The 15,632-nt window shown below is 39.4% G+C and carries 18 protein-coding genes; 13 read left to right on the forward strand and 5 right to left on the reverse strand.

Features of this window, described 5'->3' with window-relative positions; translation table 11 throughout:
• Positions 1-80: 80 nt before the first annotated feature.
• Positions 81-1,220: an AraC family transcriptional regulator gene (locus FM019_RS14795; protein WP_143836739.1), complete on the reverse strand. Its 1,140-nt coding sequence runs from the start codon at positions 1,218-1,220 to the stop codon at positions 81-83.
• A 199-nt stretch (positions 1,221-1,419) separates the two neighbouring features.
• Here FM019_RS14795 and FM019_RS14800 point away from each other — a divergent pair, with 199 nt between their 5' ends.
• The 3 genes from FM019_RS14800 (at position 1,420) to FM019_RS14810 (ending at position 3,600) form a co-directional block, all read left to right on the forward strand.
• Complete coding sequence (locus tag FM019_RS14800; protein ID WP_143836740.1) at positions 1,420-1,779, forward strand: tetratricopeptide repeat protein; 360 nt, start codon at positions 1,420-1,422, stop codon at positions 1,777-1,779.
• A 290-nt stretch (positions 1,780-2,069) separates the two neighbouring features.
• The gene (locus FM019_RS14805; RefSeq protein WP_143836741.1) at positions 2,070-2,561 is read left to right on the forward strand and encodes a GAF domain-containing protein; all 492 of its coding nucleotides are present in this window, start codon (positions 2,070-2,072) and stop codon (positions 2,559-2,561) included.
• A gap of 229 nt (positions 2,562-2,790) precedes the next feature.
• Positions 2,791-3,600 carry an esterase/lipase family protein gene (locus tag FM019_RS14810; protein ID WP_143836742.1) on the forward strand — a complete coding sequence of 270 codons (810 nt, stop codon included), beginning with the start codon at positions 2,791-2,793 and terminating at the stop codon, positions 3,598-3,600.
• On the opposite strand, the gene FM019_RS14815 is transcribed toward FM019_RS14810, so the two are convergent.
• Together FM019_RS14815 and FM019_RS14820 are read right to left on the reverse strand one after the other, a co-directional pair.
• Entirely contained in the window at positions 3,597-4,832 is a 1,236-nt protein-coding gene (locus FM019_RS14815; RefSeq protein WP_143836743.1) for an RNA polymerase sigma factor, read from the reverse strand. The genes FM019_RS14810 and FM019_RS14815 overlap by 4 nt on opposite strands.
• On the reverse strand, positions 4,829-5,170 hold the full coding sequence (locus FM019_RS14820) for a YciI family protein (protein ID WP_143836744.1): 342 nt from the start codon (positions 5,168-5,170) through the stop codon (positions 4,829-4,831). Before FM019_RS14820 ends, FM019_RS14815 begins: the two co-directional genes overlap by 4 nt.
• Before the next feature lie 496 nt (positions 5,171-5,666).
• Here FM019_RS14820 and FM019_RS14825 point away from each other — a divergent pair, with 496 nt between their 5' ends.
• A complete protein-coding gene (locus tag FM019_RS14825; protein ID WP_143836745.1) occupies positions 5,667-6,458 on the forward strand; it encodes a DUF432 domain-containing protein in 792 nt (263 codons plus the stop codon).
• Positions 6,459-6,478: 20 nt separating this feature from the next.
• Positions 6,479-7,372, forward strand: coding sequence for a mechanosensitive ion channel family protein (locus FM019_RS14830; RefSeq protein WP_143836746.1), 894 nt, complete (start codon positions 6,479-6,481; stop codon positions 7,370-7,372).
• A 260-nt stretch (positions 7,373-7,632) separates the two neighbouring features.
• On the opposite strand, the gene FM019_RS14835 is transcribed toward FM019_RS14830, so the two are convergent.
• A complete protein-coding gene (locus FM019_RS14835) occupies positions 7,633-8,019 on the reverse strand; it encodes a hypothetical protein (protein ID WP_143836747.1) in 387 nt (128 codons plus the stop codon).
• Positions 8,020-8,357: 338 nt separating this feature from the next.
• On the opposite strand from FM019_RS14835, the gene FM019_RS14840 reads away from it, so the two are divergent.
• From FM019_RS14840 to bfr (FM019_RS14855), 4 genes are all read left to right on the forward strand, one after another.
• Positions 8,358-8,939, forward strand: coding sequence for a hypothetical protein (locus tag FM019_RS14840; RefSeq protein WP_143836748.1), 582 nt, complete (start codon positions 8,358-8,360; stop codon positions 8,937-8,939).
• A gap of 90 nt (positions 8,940-9,029) precedes the next feature.
• On the forward strand, positions 9,030-10,604 hold the full coding sequence (locus tag FM019_RS14845; RefSeq protein WP_143836749.1) for a cation:proton antiporter family protein: 1,575 nt from the start codon (positions 9,030-9,032) through the stop codon (positions 10,602-10,604).
• Positions 10,605-10,724: 120 nt separating this feature from the next.
• Positions 10,725-11,201 (forward strand): bacterioferritin, encoded by a 477-nt coding sequence (bfr, locus tag FM019_RS14850; protein ID WP_143836750.1) that lies wholly within the window; start codon positions 10,725-10,727, stop codon positions 11,199-11,201.
• A gap of 2 nt (positions 11,202-11,203) precedes the next feature.
• Positions 11,204-11,671, forward strand: a complete 468-nt coding sequence (bfr, locus tag FM019_RS14855) for a bacterioferritin (protein WP_143836751.1) — start codon at positions 11,204-11,206, stop codon at positions 11,669-11,671.
• On the opposite strand, the gene FM019_RS14860 is transcribed toward bfr (FM019_RS14855), so the two are convergent.
• Complete coding sequence (locus FM019_RS14860; protein WP_143836752.1) at positions 11,662-11,988, reverse strand: hypothetical protein; 327 nt, start codon at positions 11,986-11,988, stop codon at positions 11,662-11,664. The two genes, bfr (FM019_RS14855) and FM019_RS14860, sit on opposite strands and share 10 nt — an antisense overlap.
• A gap of 426 nt (positions 11,989-12,414) precedes the next feature.
• Between FM019_RS14860 and ccoN the strand changes: the two genes are divergently transcribed.
• Genes ccoN through ccoP form a run of 4 tightly spaced genes read left to right on the forward strand, consistent with a single transcriptional unit; the run spans position 12,415 to position 15,629 of the window.
• A complete protein-coding gene (ccoN, locus tag FM019_RS14865; RefSeq protein WP_143836753.1) occupies positions 12,415-13,860 on the forward strand; it encodes a cytochrome-c oxidase, cbb3-type subunit I in 1,446 nt (481 codons plus the stop codon).
• Between the two features lie 12 nt (positions 13,861-13,872).
• Complete coding sequence (gene ccoO / locus FM019_RS14870) at positions 13,873-14,478, forward strand: cytochrome-c oxidase, cbb3-type subunit II (protein ID WP_143836754.1); 606 nt, start codon at positions 13,873-13,875, stop codon at positions 14,476-14,478.
• A gap of 1 nt (position 14,479) precedes the next feature.
• Positions 14,480-14,665 (forward strand): cbb3-type cytochrome oxidase subunit 3, encoded by a 186-nt coding sequence (locus tag FM019_RS14875; protein ID WP_143836755.1) that lies wholly within the window; start codon positions 14,480-14,482, stop codon positions 14,663-14,665.
• A complete protein-coding gene (gene ccoP, locus FM019_RS14880; RefSeq protein WP_143836756.1) occupies positions 14,658-15,629 on the forward strand; it encodes a cytochrome-c oxidase, cbb3-type subunit III in 972 nt (323 codons plus the stop codon). Before FM019_RS14875 ends, ccoP begins: the two co-directional genes overlap by 8 nt.
• Positions 15,630-15,632: the final 3 nt, after the last annotated feature.

The raw sequence follows: 15,632 nt of genomic DNA on the forward strand, positions 1-15,632 counted from the left end.
AAGAAATATTTTGTTTGTTTTAATTCGATAAAAAGTAATGTTCGGTAGAAATTCAAACCATACTAAAGCGTTAAAAAATGCTAGTTAACTACCTCTTCTTTCACACTTTCGCGAAATTCCGAAGGTGTTTTTCCGGTACTTTTTTTAAACAAAGTATTGAATGTCGTTTTGCTATTGAACCCCGCTTCCTCGAAGACTCGTTGGATGGTTTTGTGATGTTTTGATTTTTCTCTTAACTGCTCTATAGCATCGCTAATACGGTATTGGTTAACAAAATCATAAAAACTTTTTTGATAATGCTGGTTTAAAATACTAGAAAGCGAGCGAGGTGAAATCCCCATGCTATCTGCCAAACCATCGAGGCGTAATTCAGGATCCTGATACAACTTAACCCGTTGCATTAAATCATTGAGTTGATTAATGGAATTAGGGTTCACAATTGTCGAGTTTTCGGGCTGTTTTTTTTCTGCTGAAATCTCTAAAGACTGTGACTGGCTAATGGCGTGACTTTGACTGTAGAGAACCATTGTACTGATGAGAAATAGGGGAGGCACATGTCTAAACAAATATAAAATTTCAGCGAAGTTGGTAAGACCCACAACCATTGAAAAATCAGCAACAACTGGCAAGACCCAAACCGATACAAAGCCAATCATCACGACTTTTAGCCAGGTCAAACTATATTTATCTATGGTTGAATGGATAAATGGTAATTTAATCTCGTAGGAATGCAGCTGTCTTATTGCTTCAAACCCTAAAACTACGGAACAAACATTTAGTAGCCATGCACACGCTAGCAACACATGAATGTTACCACCCGACGCAATATTGAAATGCAAATTAACGACTATCGTTATCAGGCACAATATGGCAACGACATTAGTTGTTTTAGAACGCAGACCCAATGACCTCCCCATCATGGCTCTTGCAAACCAAAGAACCAATAAGCCTTGTAGTCCAAGTACTAACAAGTGCGGGACTTTGTAAAAGGGGAATAGAGTATCTCGAATGTGTTGCCCTATATTTTCATTAAACAGCAGTACAGAATAGAAGGCGTAAAATCCTTGAATAAAAATGAACGCTGCCAACAATACATCATTTATACCGCGATCACGTTTTATAAGTAAAGGGATCGCCAATAGCAGTGCGACCACAAACGTGGTTAGTAGCAAGACATCATAAATATTTAAAATATGAGAAAAAATGATGCTTGAATTCATTTGCCAAGCAATTCCTATGTTTTACTAAACCGTTTTTCATTCTCACTAAAATCTAACAATTGTCCATAGTGATATAGGTTCGATTTACAGCAATGCGTGCAAATGAACGTTCGACTCGATGAATTGCTTATTTTCGGACGCCAATTGCAAATCAAATCCCTAAGCTGAACTTGGTTATTACAATCAGAGGGACAATACCGTGAAAATAATAGTCAGCGTTACATTACTAACTTTATCAACTATCAGCTTTCAAACATTGTCAGCATCGAGTTCAATTATTGATAAGCTCAATATAAATATTTCCAAATGCTATCAACAAACTGAAAAAGGAAAATATGCAAAAAAACGTGCGTGCAATACAGTATTGAAATCAGATTTCATATCAAGAAAAAACAGAGCGATTGCATACCATAATCGCGGTGTAATCAACCTTAACCAAGGTGATATTAACAGTGCATTTCGTGATTTTCGAAGAGCGATTAAATATGATCCAACAATGAGTAAGACCAAGCAAATTGTCGCATATCTAAACACGAAAATGAGTAACCAGGTGGGTTAACAACGATATTGCCAGTACCGTTGATACGTTGGTCACTGTATCAACGGTTTTTAGCTGCATTTAAATAGCAACATCATAACCTTCTGAATCGCCACTAATTTCCTGGAAGCCTCCCAGTTAGATAAACTACTGAAAGAGTGGTACTTATGAAGGGTATGAGAACCGTCGTGACATTCTGTAGCTAGATGAACAGTGTAAAAAAAGCTTTGCTCTTTTTCGTCGTTGCTATAATTGTTTAGTAAGTTTTTTAGTCCAGTGTCTATTCGAATTCTCTAAGGTAGATGGAATCTATGTCTCAGCTTTCAGACCTGATAATTGAACTAAGTAAACCAACTGACAAACCTGACGATCAGTTAACGAAAATCTGCATCGCGATTGAAGCACTTATTCCTGATGCTCACAGAGTCAGCATTTGGCGGTTCGACGACAATAAAACGTGTATCAGATGCTTAAAGTGTTATGAAAAAATCAGTAAACATTTTTCTGCTGGGCAAATTTTAACTCGTAAAGAATGCCCGTGCTATTTTGAGGAAATACTTCTAAACGGTTTGGTTGTAGCTGATAATGCCCAAGAGCACCCACAAACACAGTGCTTTACTGATGATTATTTTTCAATACACAACATTCGTTCAGTCTTTGACTGTATTGTTGAAACTAATTTCCAGCCAACTGGAATTATCTGCTGTGAGAGTGTGAACGTTGTAAACAATTGGGAAAAATCAGATATTGAAATGATTAAACGAATCGCAAACATGACATCGCTTTTTTTTGAAAGGTACTGAGTATTCAACCCAATACCAATATGCGCATAATGTATATTATGTTAAATCATGTTTGTTGTTTTAAATTAAACAATTCCCTCTTCTTTATCCCTCCAGCACAATCATTGAATTTAATAACTAAGTCCCTTACACATTGTTACATCCTTTAATTATGAGAATTGAACTACATTGATTAAACTATCGTAAGTTTTAATCAAGAATTCCTCTTTGTTTTTAATTGTCACTAAGAATGTTTAGACCAGTAATAAAAGCGAATAGACGAAAAAGTATTTCAAAATGGTGGGCATTACCCATCGTACTTCTAATACAAATCGCGGTAAGTGGTTGTCAAATTCGTCCTGATGCACCAGCGATGTTTGATGATTCTCAAGATCTCACCAATCAAAAAGATGTAGTAATACTGTTGCATGGACTTTGGCGCGATGCTTCTGCAATGCGGCCGGTTGAAACGTTTTTAACTGCTCAGGGTTATCAGGTGCATAACCTGAGTTATCCGTCTACAGAATTTCCTATAGAAACTTTGGTTTCTGACATTCTTAAACCCGCTGTTGATGCGATTAATCTTGGATCGGACCAAAAACTGCATTTTGTTACCCATTCGATGGGCGGTATTCTTGTTCGTTATTATTTGAAGCATAACCAACCTGCCAACTTAGGTAGAGTTGTTATGATTGCTCCACCTAATCAAGGAACTGAACTTGCGAATTTGTTTAAAGATTCGGATTGGGTAGATGTTAGGCGTGGTCCCGCTGTCGAACAATTGAGTAACGCAGAGTCTAGTTGGGTTAGGCAACTCGGTGAAGTCAATTTTGAGCTCGGGATTATTGCAGGAAATTATAATACTAATTGGATAACCGACTGGATTTTACCTGGTGACGATGATGGCGTTGTGACAGTTGAAAGCACTAAAGTCGATAACATGAGTGATTTTCTCACCATTCCAGAAAAACATTACCGATTGAGAGGGGACGAAAAAGTGCTCAAACATGCAGCTTATTTTCTGAAGTACGGAAGCTTTTACCGGCTTACGAGTATCTAACTTTTATATTTATTAAAACGTTTTCTTAACAGTGCAGACACATGGGGCGATGTAGCGAGTTCTAACGCTCTGCTTGCATTGGACTTTGCCTCTGTTAACTCTTTACATCTAAAGTGTAAATCAGCCAATACCGCATACCAATAGTAAGAACAAATTAACCAACTTGGTGGTTCACTTTGTTCAAGCATGGCTAATGCCTTTTCTGGTCCATTGTGCTCCGCAATAGCGATCGCTTTATTAATTAAATGCATGGGTGAAGGCGACACGCTATCTAATAATTCGTACGCATCAATAATTGCCTGCCAATTGGTTTGAGCAAAAGATGGTGACATACAATGTTCAGCGGCAATTCCCGCTTCTAAGTGATAACGCGAAATCTGCTCACCCTGGGCAGACAATTGTAGATAGTACATTCCGCTCTGAATGTAAGACGCATCCCAAAGTTGCCTGTTTTGTTCTTCTAATAGTAGAAGTCCTGACTTACTTTTTCTCCCCGTAAGCCGGGCTAAATTAAACAACATTAGTGCAGCTAACGCATGGCATTGTGGTTTATTTCCAATCGGATTATTGACCAAAACAAACGTTAATCTGAGTGCTTCTTCACACAAATCGCGACGAATGGCCTTATCAGGATGAGACGACAAATATCCTTCGGTGAACATCAAATACAACACATTTAACACATCGGTTACCCGATCATTTAAGTCAGTTGTTGTCAGGGTGTCAAAGTCCGTGTAGTTCTGCTGTAAAAACGCCTTTGCTCTTTGATATCTTTTATAAACATTATCTTTGCTTACAAATAAACGTATAGACAATGCTTCTGTTTCAAACCCACATAGACTTTTTAGAGTAAATACCAATTGAGACTCTGCTGGAATGCGTTTATCACAGCTAATAAAAAACATCCGTAAAAAGGAATCTGCCAATTCATTTTCTAAAAAGATTTCATCCGTTTTTGTTTGTTCAAGAACTTCATTGGTAGGATCCAACACATCAAATGGTCGTTCTTTTTTCTGTTTGTCAATTTCCCGCAATATAAAACGAAATGCGACGCGATACAGCCATCCTATCTGGTTTTCAGGAGCAACTCCCCTACTCCATTTTGACAAGGATTGTTCCATAGAATATTGCACGGCGTCTTCTATGATACCCAAATATACTAAGCCAAAACGCTTAGAAAAATTCGCCACCAATAAACCGTAATGATGGCGATAGCTTTCAGCGAACTTCAAGGTGTACTGATCTCTCTAATTTCAATACTAGTTGAAGGGTTAGCAACCATCGGGCTGGCTTTAATAACCTCAACAGCCCCCTCTAGATCTTGGGCTTGGATCATCATGTACCCGCCTATTATTTCCTTCACCTCTACAAAGGGGCCATCTTTCACCGCATCACTGGATACAACAGCTCCGCTTGACCCCAGTGCACCGCCCATGGAAACAATATTTTCAGAAAACTTCTGCTGCCATGCTTGATATCTGGCGTGCATCGCTTCCATATCAGCAGGAGAAGGTTTTTCGCATTCGCCTGAAGCCGTGCGTAGAATACACATGTAGTTTTTATTACTCATTTTTAAAACCCTTTAATGTTTACTAGTTAAGACGAAAGTTAGTTACCGTCATTATATAGTGCCTTGAGGTGAGTAACTTTGGACACCAAACCAAATTATTTTTGTTGTCAGCGTGCAATTTCCTAGTATTTTATAATAGCAATGTGAAGAACATAATAAACAAAGATAGTTGACCACTATAATAAGCATGAAACAAATAGATATGTTGAAAAACGGATTCATTTATTTCTATCCCCCCTACACTTTCAGTCACCAACCAATCCTTTTCAAGTTAGAAAATTGAATACTAGTTGATGCATTGAACAAACCGAAACAAGCTAATTTGCAACAAGCGTCGTCAATGAATGCAGTCAATAATGAACTAGTATAGGACTGGATCACGGTAGAAAAACGTGTCATAACTGGCGCAGCTCTTTTTGGTCCATGATTTAGTGCGATCAGAAATCATGAGAAATCAAGTTACTTAAACAATTAACGAAACATTAGTATATAGAATATGACGACCAATAAAGAATGGTGGGGCGAGTTTGCGTTTAATCAGGACGAAACAAAATGTTGGCGAATCGGCGATAGATTTATTGCAATAAAGCGCAGCGAACGTGAGTGGACAATCTGGAACAATGAATCAGCGAATGAAATAAATAAACCAGTTATCGTTAATAAGCAAAAATCGCGAGAGTCATTTCAAGATGTTAGCTTCGAACGGTTTATGGTCTGCCAAACTACAGACATTGTGCATGTCGAACCATCATTAGCTGATCGATCAATTATAGTGCGGCCAAGTAAGCCTTTGGTCGTCATGCCCTTCGAGAAAATACAACTTTATGTCAGTACGCCAATTTGGATGACAATTTCTGTTCCAAATATAGAAACCCCAATGTCGGACATACCTTTTTGGCGACCTTCTGACTCGTGGTTTGGCCCTTCCACAATGTCAGGGGATATTTGTTACTCAAAATATACAGACGCAAAAGTTAAGCAAGAAGATTTAGAGATGAGGTCGCATAGGGCTTCAACCATGGTAACGGTAACAAATGATCAAGAAGAGCCTTTAATTATCCAAAGGCTGAATCTTCCCGTTCCGTCTTTGAAAACGTACAGCAATGGCAATGGGCATTTTTGGACAGACCAGATAAGTATTTTACAAAGGACTGAACACTCAAAACCCGTTTCCCACGTTAAACACAGCCCCCCCGAAGACGTTCATACTATGACTCAAGTATCTGAATCGCGTGAGCTAAGTAATAAATCTTCATTTTTATCATCGATAAAAAACCTTATAGGTTAATTATCATCGGAGCGTAACCTATGGAAAACACTGACCAAACTCTGTCACTGTTAGAAAGATTTCATTTGTTTGATGTATTCCAAGCAATAATAATTTTATTTGTTGGGTATTTTGTAGCCCGTTTTTTAAGTAACCTGATTTTGCGTTTTAACATCGCCAATATGACCCCTCATGCACAAGTACTTGTAAGGAGAGGGATTTTCTACGGCATTATGATAATAATGTTAATGTCAGCATTACGTGAATTAGGTTTTGATTTAAGTGTTATCTTAGGAGCCGCTGGAATATTAAGTGTTGCGATTGGATTTGCTTCACAAACGTCGGCTTCAAACCTCATCAGTGGCATTTTTCTTATGATGGAAAGGCCATTTTCGATAGGTGATGTTATTCGCATTGATCAAACGCTTGGAGAGGTCATTTCTATTGATCTACTCTCTGTAAAAATACGAACTTTTGACAATCTTTTTGTGCGGGTGCCCAACGAGTCAATGATAAAGAGTCAAGTGACTACCCTTACGCGTTTTCCAATCAGGCGCGCCGACCTGAAAATAGGAATTGCCTACAAAGAGGATATTGAAAAAGTTAAAACTATATTAAATGAAGTGGCAGATAAAAATCCAATGTGTCTAAATGAACCTGCTCCCCTGTTTATTCTATTAGGGTTTGGCACTTCGTCTGTGGATATTCAATTTTCAGTTTGGGCAAAAAGAGAAAACTTTTTACTTCTTAAAAATGAGATCTATCAACAGATCAAAGAAGCTTTCGATAACAATGCCGTAGAAATACCCTTCCCTCATTTAAGTCTTTATTCGGGAGAAGCGAGCAAACCCATATCGGTGTCACTTTCAGACATTTCGGATGGAAAAAGTAGCTCACCGGCAGCCCAACAAATCGCAAATAAAGATCAAAAATAGTGCAGTAGAACAAGCCTGATAGATAAGCTTAAAATGAAGCGATAGTGCTTTTTAATTGACAATGAAGTCGTTCGGGCGGTACACAACAAAGCAGTCAATTAATCACTTATCCAAGCCAACATTAGCTTGAGGATATTTAACGATATTTGTCACTAAGTTTTGACTCTTGGTCACCTCACTACTCTTCACAAATAGAGTAATAACACAAGGTCACAAAATGATAGACATCTTAAGATGGCAGTCTAAGTAAAGTTACCGTTTCAAGGTATTTCGATACCCAAACGTTTAAAATATTTGAGCGCTTCAGTCTTAGTAAAAACTTTAAAAGGGACAACTTTGGACTCTTTAAAATAAGGTAATAGTTCGTCACCCTGCTTTTCATGATCGACGATCCATACTTCGGCTATTTGCGTTCGTCTATTAAGCATCAATTTACTTTTAAAGGGGGATTCAAAGACTTCCTTTGGAAGAATCCAGCCACGCATGTCTACACACATACCCCACTCGCGGCCTTTAAATACCTGCACAAATTCAACGAGTTTGCTTATGTATTCCAGATCTTTTTGGATTGTCCACACACCAGTGATCGTGATGTAAATCACGTTTTTATATCGGTCTATAGAGAACTCACATTGCGTCAGCGTCATCAACCTCAATTTTTCTGGACGTAGATTAATCGTTCAAGTTGTTTGATTTGTACACATTTTTAAAGGTTGTGGTTCACATTACAACAAAGAAAAAACTAATACAGCTGTTACAAGAAATCCTATTGAAGACGGTCTTTTGGGTAATTAAAACCAATTTAACAAAAGTTGTTTTTTAATATAACCATTGTACTCTCAAATTTTGTTATGTTAATGAATGTTAAAGTATTTCAAATTTACGGTAAGACGAATTCATATTTTGCCGATACAATACTGAGCTGTTGTCTTTGAATGCCGCTTTTGTTTGCATTTTTGAATTGGTTTGATCATTTAAAACGGTTATGTTTGAAAAATTAAAGGTTGAAAAAGTCGAATTGGTAAAAAGAGTTATTCGTCAGAATAACTATGACCAATATGAAAAAACGCACAGACAGTGTGTTGAGCTTGGCTTGAATATAAACCGTCAAGCGCTTGACCGTTTCGCCAACAAATTGGAATTGATAGACAAAGCACAATTATCTAAACGCCAATTTGAGCTGCATAAATTAGAAATCGCCGCGCAAGAGCAGAAAGAAAGGCGACAACAACAGCACGTTTCTAAAAGCGCAACAAACCAACCACCTGCCAGCTTGCGTAGCAATAAAGATCGTGAACTGGATGCTCACTTGGAACAGTATGACGAGTCTTATACTGAGGAAGCTGTTATTTCGACTCCTCAGCCTCCTAAACGACGCGTAGCTCCTCAGCAAAAAAATAAAATGACTCGCCATGGGTCAATGCCTGGCGACATGACATACGAACAAGTCAAACAACGTGAAACAGAAATTACTTTCGAGTTAGGCGAGCTAAAAATCAGAGAAAATGAGCTTCTACAAGAATTAATTCGGTTAACAGAAGCCCTTGATAAAAATCAAAAAAATTAGATATATTTTCGTGAATTACGATTAAACACTTTGGTCCAATGCAATCAGCGTTGTATATTGTTACTTCATTTATGATTTCTCACGGTTAATATGGAATTTGCATTCATTCTCGTTGCTTTTGTATGTGGTCTAGCCATTAAAATAGTAGGACTCCCTCCCCTAATTGGCTTTCTCATTGCTGGCTTTACTCTAAATTTTCTTGGGTTTGAGCCTGACACATCGATTCAAACATTAGCGAACCTCGGTATAACCCTCATGTTATTCACAATTGGGTTAAAACTTAATATTCGAGACTTAATGAAGCCTGAAGTTTGGCTAGGCGGCACGCTCCACATGGTAATTTGGCTCGCTCTGGTATCATCTTGCTTCATTTTTCTGACAATTTTAGGGATTGGTTATTTTGCTACCATAGATATGACTAGTGCGGCACTTATCGCCTTTGCACTAAGTTTTAGCAGTACGGTTTGTATCGTAAAAATTCTGGAAGAAAACGGCGAGATAAAGACCCGGCATGGCAAAATTGCGATTGGGATATTGGTTCTTCAAGATATATTTGCCGTTGTTTTTCTTGTTGTAGCGACAGGTAAAATTCCTTCCATTTGGTCTGCTGCACTATTGCTATTATTTTTTGCCAAACCAATTTGGTCAATTGTTTTGGAAAAAGCTGGCCACGGTGAAATGTTGCCGTTAACAGGTTTTTTAGTCGCCCTAGGGGGATACGAATTATTTGAGCTGGTAGGCGTAAAAGGCGATTTAGGCGCCCTGATTGTTGGAATGCTCATCGCAAATCATTCTAAAGCAGCCGAGTTAGCAAAGTCATTAATGAGTTTCAAGGATTTATTTCTTATTGGCTTTTTCCTTTCTATTGGTTTCACAGCACTCCCCAACATAGAAATGCTCATTACTGCTATCGGTTTTTGTTTATTAATTCCTATTAAATTTGGGCTGTTTTTCAGCGTTTTTACTCGACTAAAACTCAGAGCTAGAACGTCTTACCTGTCGAGTTTAGTACTAGGTAATTACAGCGAGTTTGGCCTAATTGTTGCGGCATTAATGGTGAATTTAGGTGTGCTGGATAAACATTGGCTCGTGGTACTCGCTTTATCAGTTTCGTTTTCTTTTTTATTTACTGGTTATGGGTATCGGAATTCCCATCAACAATATAATCGGATCAAAAACAAACTTAAAAAATATGAACACCCACAACGTCTCAAAGAAGATATTTATGATCAACCGGAAAATGTAAGAGTGTTGATAATTGGAATGGGGCGAGTGGGTAAAGGCGCTTATTTAGCGCTGAAAGATGAAATTGATGAACAAGTGTGGGGAATGGATGCCGACCCCATTCGCATCGCAAAGCTTAAGAAGCTTGGTATGCAAGTACTAACAGGTGATGGTGAGGATATTGATTTTTGGGAAAATTTTGATTTAACCAACACAGAAATCGTAATGCTTGCGGTTCCGTCAGTTGAAGATATCAGCAATATCACTCAGCAACTTCGCAGTGTAAAATTTAATGGGACTGTCGCCTCAATCGCTCGCTATGAAGACGAAATCGAATTACTGCAAAAAGCCGGTGCCGATAAAGTATTTAACTTTTTCACGGAAGCAGGAACAGGATTCGCAGAAGAAAGTCTGCAGATGCTCTCGTCACAATCTAACTAATAACAATGTCAACAATGATAATCATTATCATTGTCTATCCATTTGTTTTTTAACGTTTTTTCTTTTATCGGGCGTTTAAATACTCTATACTTTTGTAACGAATTCGTCGGAGGTTAGTGAATGAAAGGCCAACCCAATATCATCGCCGCGTTGAATGACGCGTTAACCGTTGAACTCACGTCCATCAATCAATATTTTTTGCATGCCCGCATGTACAAAAATTGGGGGTTTGAGGCACTCAACAGTGTATGTTACAAAAAATCCATTAAAGACATGAAACAAGCTGATGCACTAATAGAACGTATATTGTTTCTTGAAGGACTCCCTAACCTTCAAATGCTTGGGAAATTATACATCGGTGAAGAAACCGAAGAAATGTTGCATTGCGATAAAAAGTTTCAATTAGAACAAATTCCCAAAATGAAATCAGCGATTGCGCTATGCGAATCTGAACAGGATTATGTTTCCAGAGATTTGCTCGAAGACATTCTGGAATATGAAGAAGAACATTTAGATTGGTTAGAAACACAAGAGTACCAAATCTCCTCAATGGGGATTGAAAACTATCTGCAAAGCCAAGTTGGTACAGGAGACTAATTATGAAAGGCAACCAAAACATTATCAACGCATTAAATGGACTATTGGCGTACGAACTTGCAGCCATGGATCAATATTTTATTCATTCTCAAATGTACCAGGATTGGGGATTAAACAAGCTTTATGAGCGCATCGCTCACGAGTTTGAGGACGAGAAGGGTCACGCAACAAAGCTAATTGAGAGAATGCTTTTCTTGGAAGGCACGCCAGATATGACCAATCGTGAAGGTTTTCAGGTAGGTAATGATGTGCCGGCCATGCTGGAAAGCGATTTACGCGTTGAATATGCCGTGACAGACAAACTCAAACAAACAATTGCTTTGTGTGAAGTGGAAAAAGATTTTGTCACCCGAGACATGTTAATGGTGTTACTGGATGATACTGAAATGGATCATGCTTACTGGCTTGAGCAGCAATTGGGGCTAATTAAACGACTAGGGCTGCAAAATTACCTTCAGTCTCAATTGTAATTGGTCTGAAAAAATACACTAACTTGGTGTTCTTGGCCTGTGCGGAAATCTGTCAGGTCGAGAACCAACTTCCATCGCATACGTGGTTCACTACATGCCCCTAAAAACAGCTCGATTTGATGATTAATTGCGTTGTTTAGCGTGACGCTTTTGCCTATCGCCAAGTTAGTTTTTCCCATAAACATATTGGTGCCTTCAACCCAGCCCTTTTGTAAGACAAAATGAGCATTGTGTTCAACGGAAAATTTAATTACTTCTTCAATAACAATCGGATACTGTTCAAAGTTTAGAGTGACTTCACTATCAACCAACTTCAAAGTGCATGATTTGCTTTCGAGGTAACAATGATTCTCGAAAATTTCGTTATTCCCCAGATTATTTAAAAAATAAACTCCGGTAAGAATTGAAATCACAACTATAATTGGAAAGGTTTGTTTAATCAGCGTGTTGTACCCTGGTTTGAGTCTATGGTGAACAGAAATCACACAAACATTTCGAATGTTTCATAGTTGAAAAACAAAAATTAGCGGATTTCTATTGATTGAGATCAAGCATACACTGATTAGAGTATCTTTTTTAGTTTAAAAACTTTAAGATCTCGCCCGGATTAACCTAGGATTAAGCACGTAATTCAGTGACTTAGGTTAAAAGATTGTTAATAAAGGCAATTTAATCAATTTACACTTAACGAAAGGTACTGAGATACCGAACGTCAATAATAATGAAGTGGAAGACACATTAATATGAGCGTAACCAGCCAAGTACATCCGGAATATAACTACAAAGTGATCAGGCAGTTTGCCATCATGACAGTAGTTTGGGGTATTGTAGGAATGATAGTAGGTGTGCTTTTAGCCGCACAACTATACTGGCCTGCACTAAACTTCGACATTCCCTATTTAACCTTTTCTCGACTTCGCCCTTTGCATACCAACGCAGTAATTTTTGCTTTTGGTGGCTGTGCATTGTTTGCAACGTCTTATTATGTCGTGCAGCGGACGTCTCAAGTGCGATTGTTCAGCGACAAACTTGCGTCTTTTACATTCTGGGGCTGGCAATTGGTTATTGTTCTGGCAGCTATCACGCTTCCATTGGGCATCACTTCAAGCAAAGAATATGCAGAATTGGAGTGGCCAATAGATATACTCATTACACTGGTTTGGGTCGCATACATCATTAATTTCTTTGGTACCGTTGTGATCCGTCGGGTGTCGCACATCTACGTTGCAAACTGGTTCTTTGGCGCGTTCATGCTAACGGTTGCGGTATTGCATATTGGTAACAGTATGGCGATCCCGGTTTCATTTACCAAATCTTACTCGCTCTACGCGGGCGCCGTTGATGCGATGATGCAATGGTGGTACGGGCATAATGCGGTAGGCTTTTTCTTGACTGCTGGTTTCTTAGGGATGATGTATTATTTTGTACCTAAACAAGCAGGTCGTCCGGTCTATTCTTATCGTCTTTCTGTAATTCACTTTTGGGCGCTGGTTTCTTTGTATATTTGGGCTGGACCTCACCACTTGCATTACACTGCCCTGCCCGATTGGACTCAATCGTTAGGCATGGTGATGTCGGTGATTTTGTTTGTTCCATCCTGGGGAGGCATGATTAACGGAATTATGACCTTGTCCGGCGCTTGGCATAAATTGCGTACAGACCCGATTCTACGTTTTTTAATAGTTTCATTGTCATTCTACGGTATGTCGACGTTTGAAGGCCCGATGATGGCGATTAAAACGGTTAATGCCCTGTCACATTACACTGACTGGACAATCGGACACGTGCATTCTGGAGCTCTTGGTTGGGTAGCGATGGTTTCCATTGGTTCGATTTATCACCTAATACCAATCCTGTTTAACAAACCTGCTATGTATAGCGTTAAATGGGTGAATATCCATTTCTGGTTAGCCACTATTGGTGTTGTGCTTTATATCGTAGCAATGTGGATGTCAGGGGTTCTTCAAGGGCTTATGTGGAGAGCGGTTAATGCCGACGGCACCCTAACCTACAGTTTTGTTGAATCACTCGAAGCGTCAAAACCTTTCTATTTTGTGCGCTTTATAGGTGGTGTGTTTGTTGTCGCTGGAATGTTGTTGATGGCCTGGAACGTCTACAAAACAGTCCGCACTCCAAGTGAAGAGTTTAAAGACGAAACTCAAGCTCAACCTCAGCCTCAAGCAGCATAAGGAGACTAAGCGATGAAAAACGTTCATGAGATCGTCGAAAAGAATGTTGGTTTGCTCGCAGTCTTCGTACTGATAGCAATCAGTTTTGGTGCAATGGTTGAAATTACTCCATTAATGTATCAACAACAAACGATGGAAAAAGTAGAAGGACTTAAACCCTATACTGCACTGGAAATGGAAGGTAGAGACATATACATCAGAGAGGGCTGTGTTGGTTGTCATAGTCAAATGATACGTCCGTTCCGTGCTGAAACAGAGAGATATGGCCATTACTCAGTAGCAGGCGAATCGGTTTGGGAACATCCTTTCCTTTGGGGCTCAAAACGAACGGGCCCTGATTTAGCGCGCGTAGGTGGTCGTTACAGTGACGAATGGCATCGAGTTCACCTGATCAATCCTCGAGACGTGGTGCCAGAATCAAATATGCCTGGTTTCCCATGGTTGGAAGAGAATGTATTGGACGGTGCACTCACGGAGCAAAAGCTACGAGTTTTTCGTGACTTTGGAGTGCCTTACACAGACGAAGACATTGCTGGTGCAAAAGCGGCGGTGCAAGGCAAAACAGAAATGGAAGCCTTAATTGCGTATTTACAATCTCTTGGCACGGCGCTGAAATAAAATGGATTATGGATTAGCTGGCAGCATTTTTACCGTTGTGGTGTTTGTGTCTTTTATTGGCATTGTCTGGTGGGCAATGAGCAGTCGAGCTAAAACACGGTTTGATGAAGCACAAAACTTGGTTTTTGATGATGAACCAACTCAACAAACAGAAAAAAAAGATCGGGAGTCTTCGATAAATGAGTAGCTTTTGGAGTATTTGGGTCTCAGTTATCTCACTGGGAACAATTCTAGGGTGTTACCTTCTTTTACGCTGGTGTTTGCTAAATAAAACCGGCATCGAAGAAGGTGATGATATGCACCATTCTTTTGATGGAATTATCGAAATTAACAATCCCCTGCCGCGTTGGTGGACCATTATGTTCTACATGGTGCTAATTTGGGGAATTCTCTATTTGGTGCTTTATCCTGGCCTTGGAAACTGGGCGGGGTTGTTGGGCTGGAAAAGCTCGAACCAAAACATACAGTCATTGCAAGAATCCCGTGATGCTATTTTGATTTCCCAACAAGAAGCAAAGGAATCCTTGTTTGGCGTTGGTGTTCAATATGACCGAGAACTTGAATTTGCGGAAGAGCGATTTGCGCCCATTTTTAATAAATATGCTGAGCAACCGATCACCACATTAGTGAATGATGAAGAAGCATTAAAAATCGGACAACGACTGTTTATGCAAAACTGTTCTCAGTGTCATGGCTCCGATGCACGAGGACAACGTGGCTTTCCTAATCTAACGGATAATGATTGGTTGTATGGCGGTTCGCCTGAAAAAATCACTGAAACCCTGGTGCTGGGACGTACTGGGAACATGCCAGGCTGGATTGACGCATTTGGCGAACAGGGTATTGATGAGATTGTTGCCTATGCGCTTAGTCTTAGTGGACGCCAGGTGAATCAGTCTCTCAAAGATGCAGGTGAAGCTAGATACGCTGTATGTGCCGCTTGCCATGGCGCTGATGGCAAAGGTAATCAGTTAATTGGAGCGCCGAATCTAACCGATAATATTTGGCTGTACGGCGGCACACAAGATGCAGTCACCGAGACACTCACACATGGTAGAATGGGTGTAATGCCATCTTTCAAAGATACCTTGGGCGAGAAAAAGATTCACTTGGTAGCCACCTACGTTTACAGTTTGTCGCAAGATAAATAGTTT

The organism is Aliiglaciecola sp. M165, assembly GCF_007197995.1.
In the GTDB taxonomy this organism is placed as follows: Bacteria; Pseudomonadota; Gammaproteobacteria; order Enterobacterales; family Alteromonadaceae; genus Aliiglaciecola.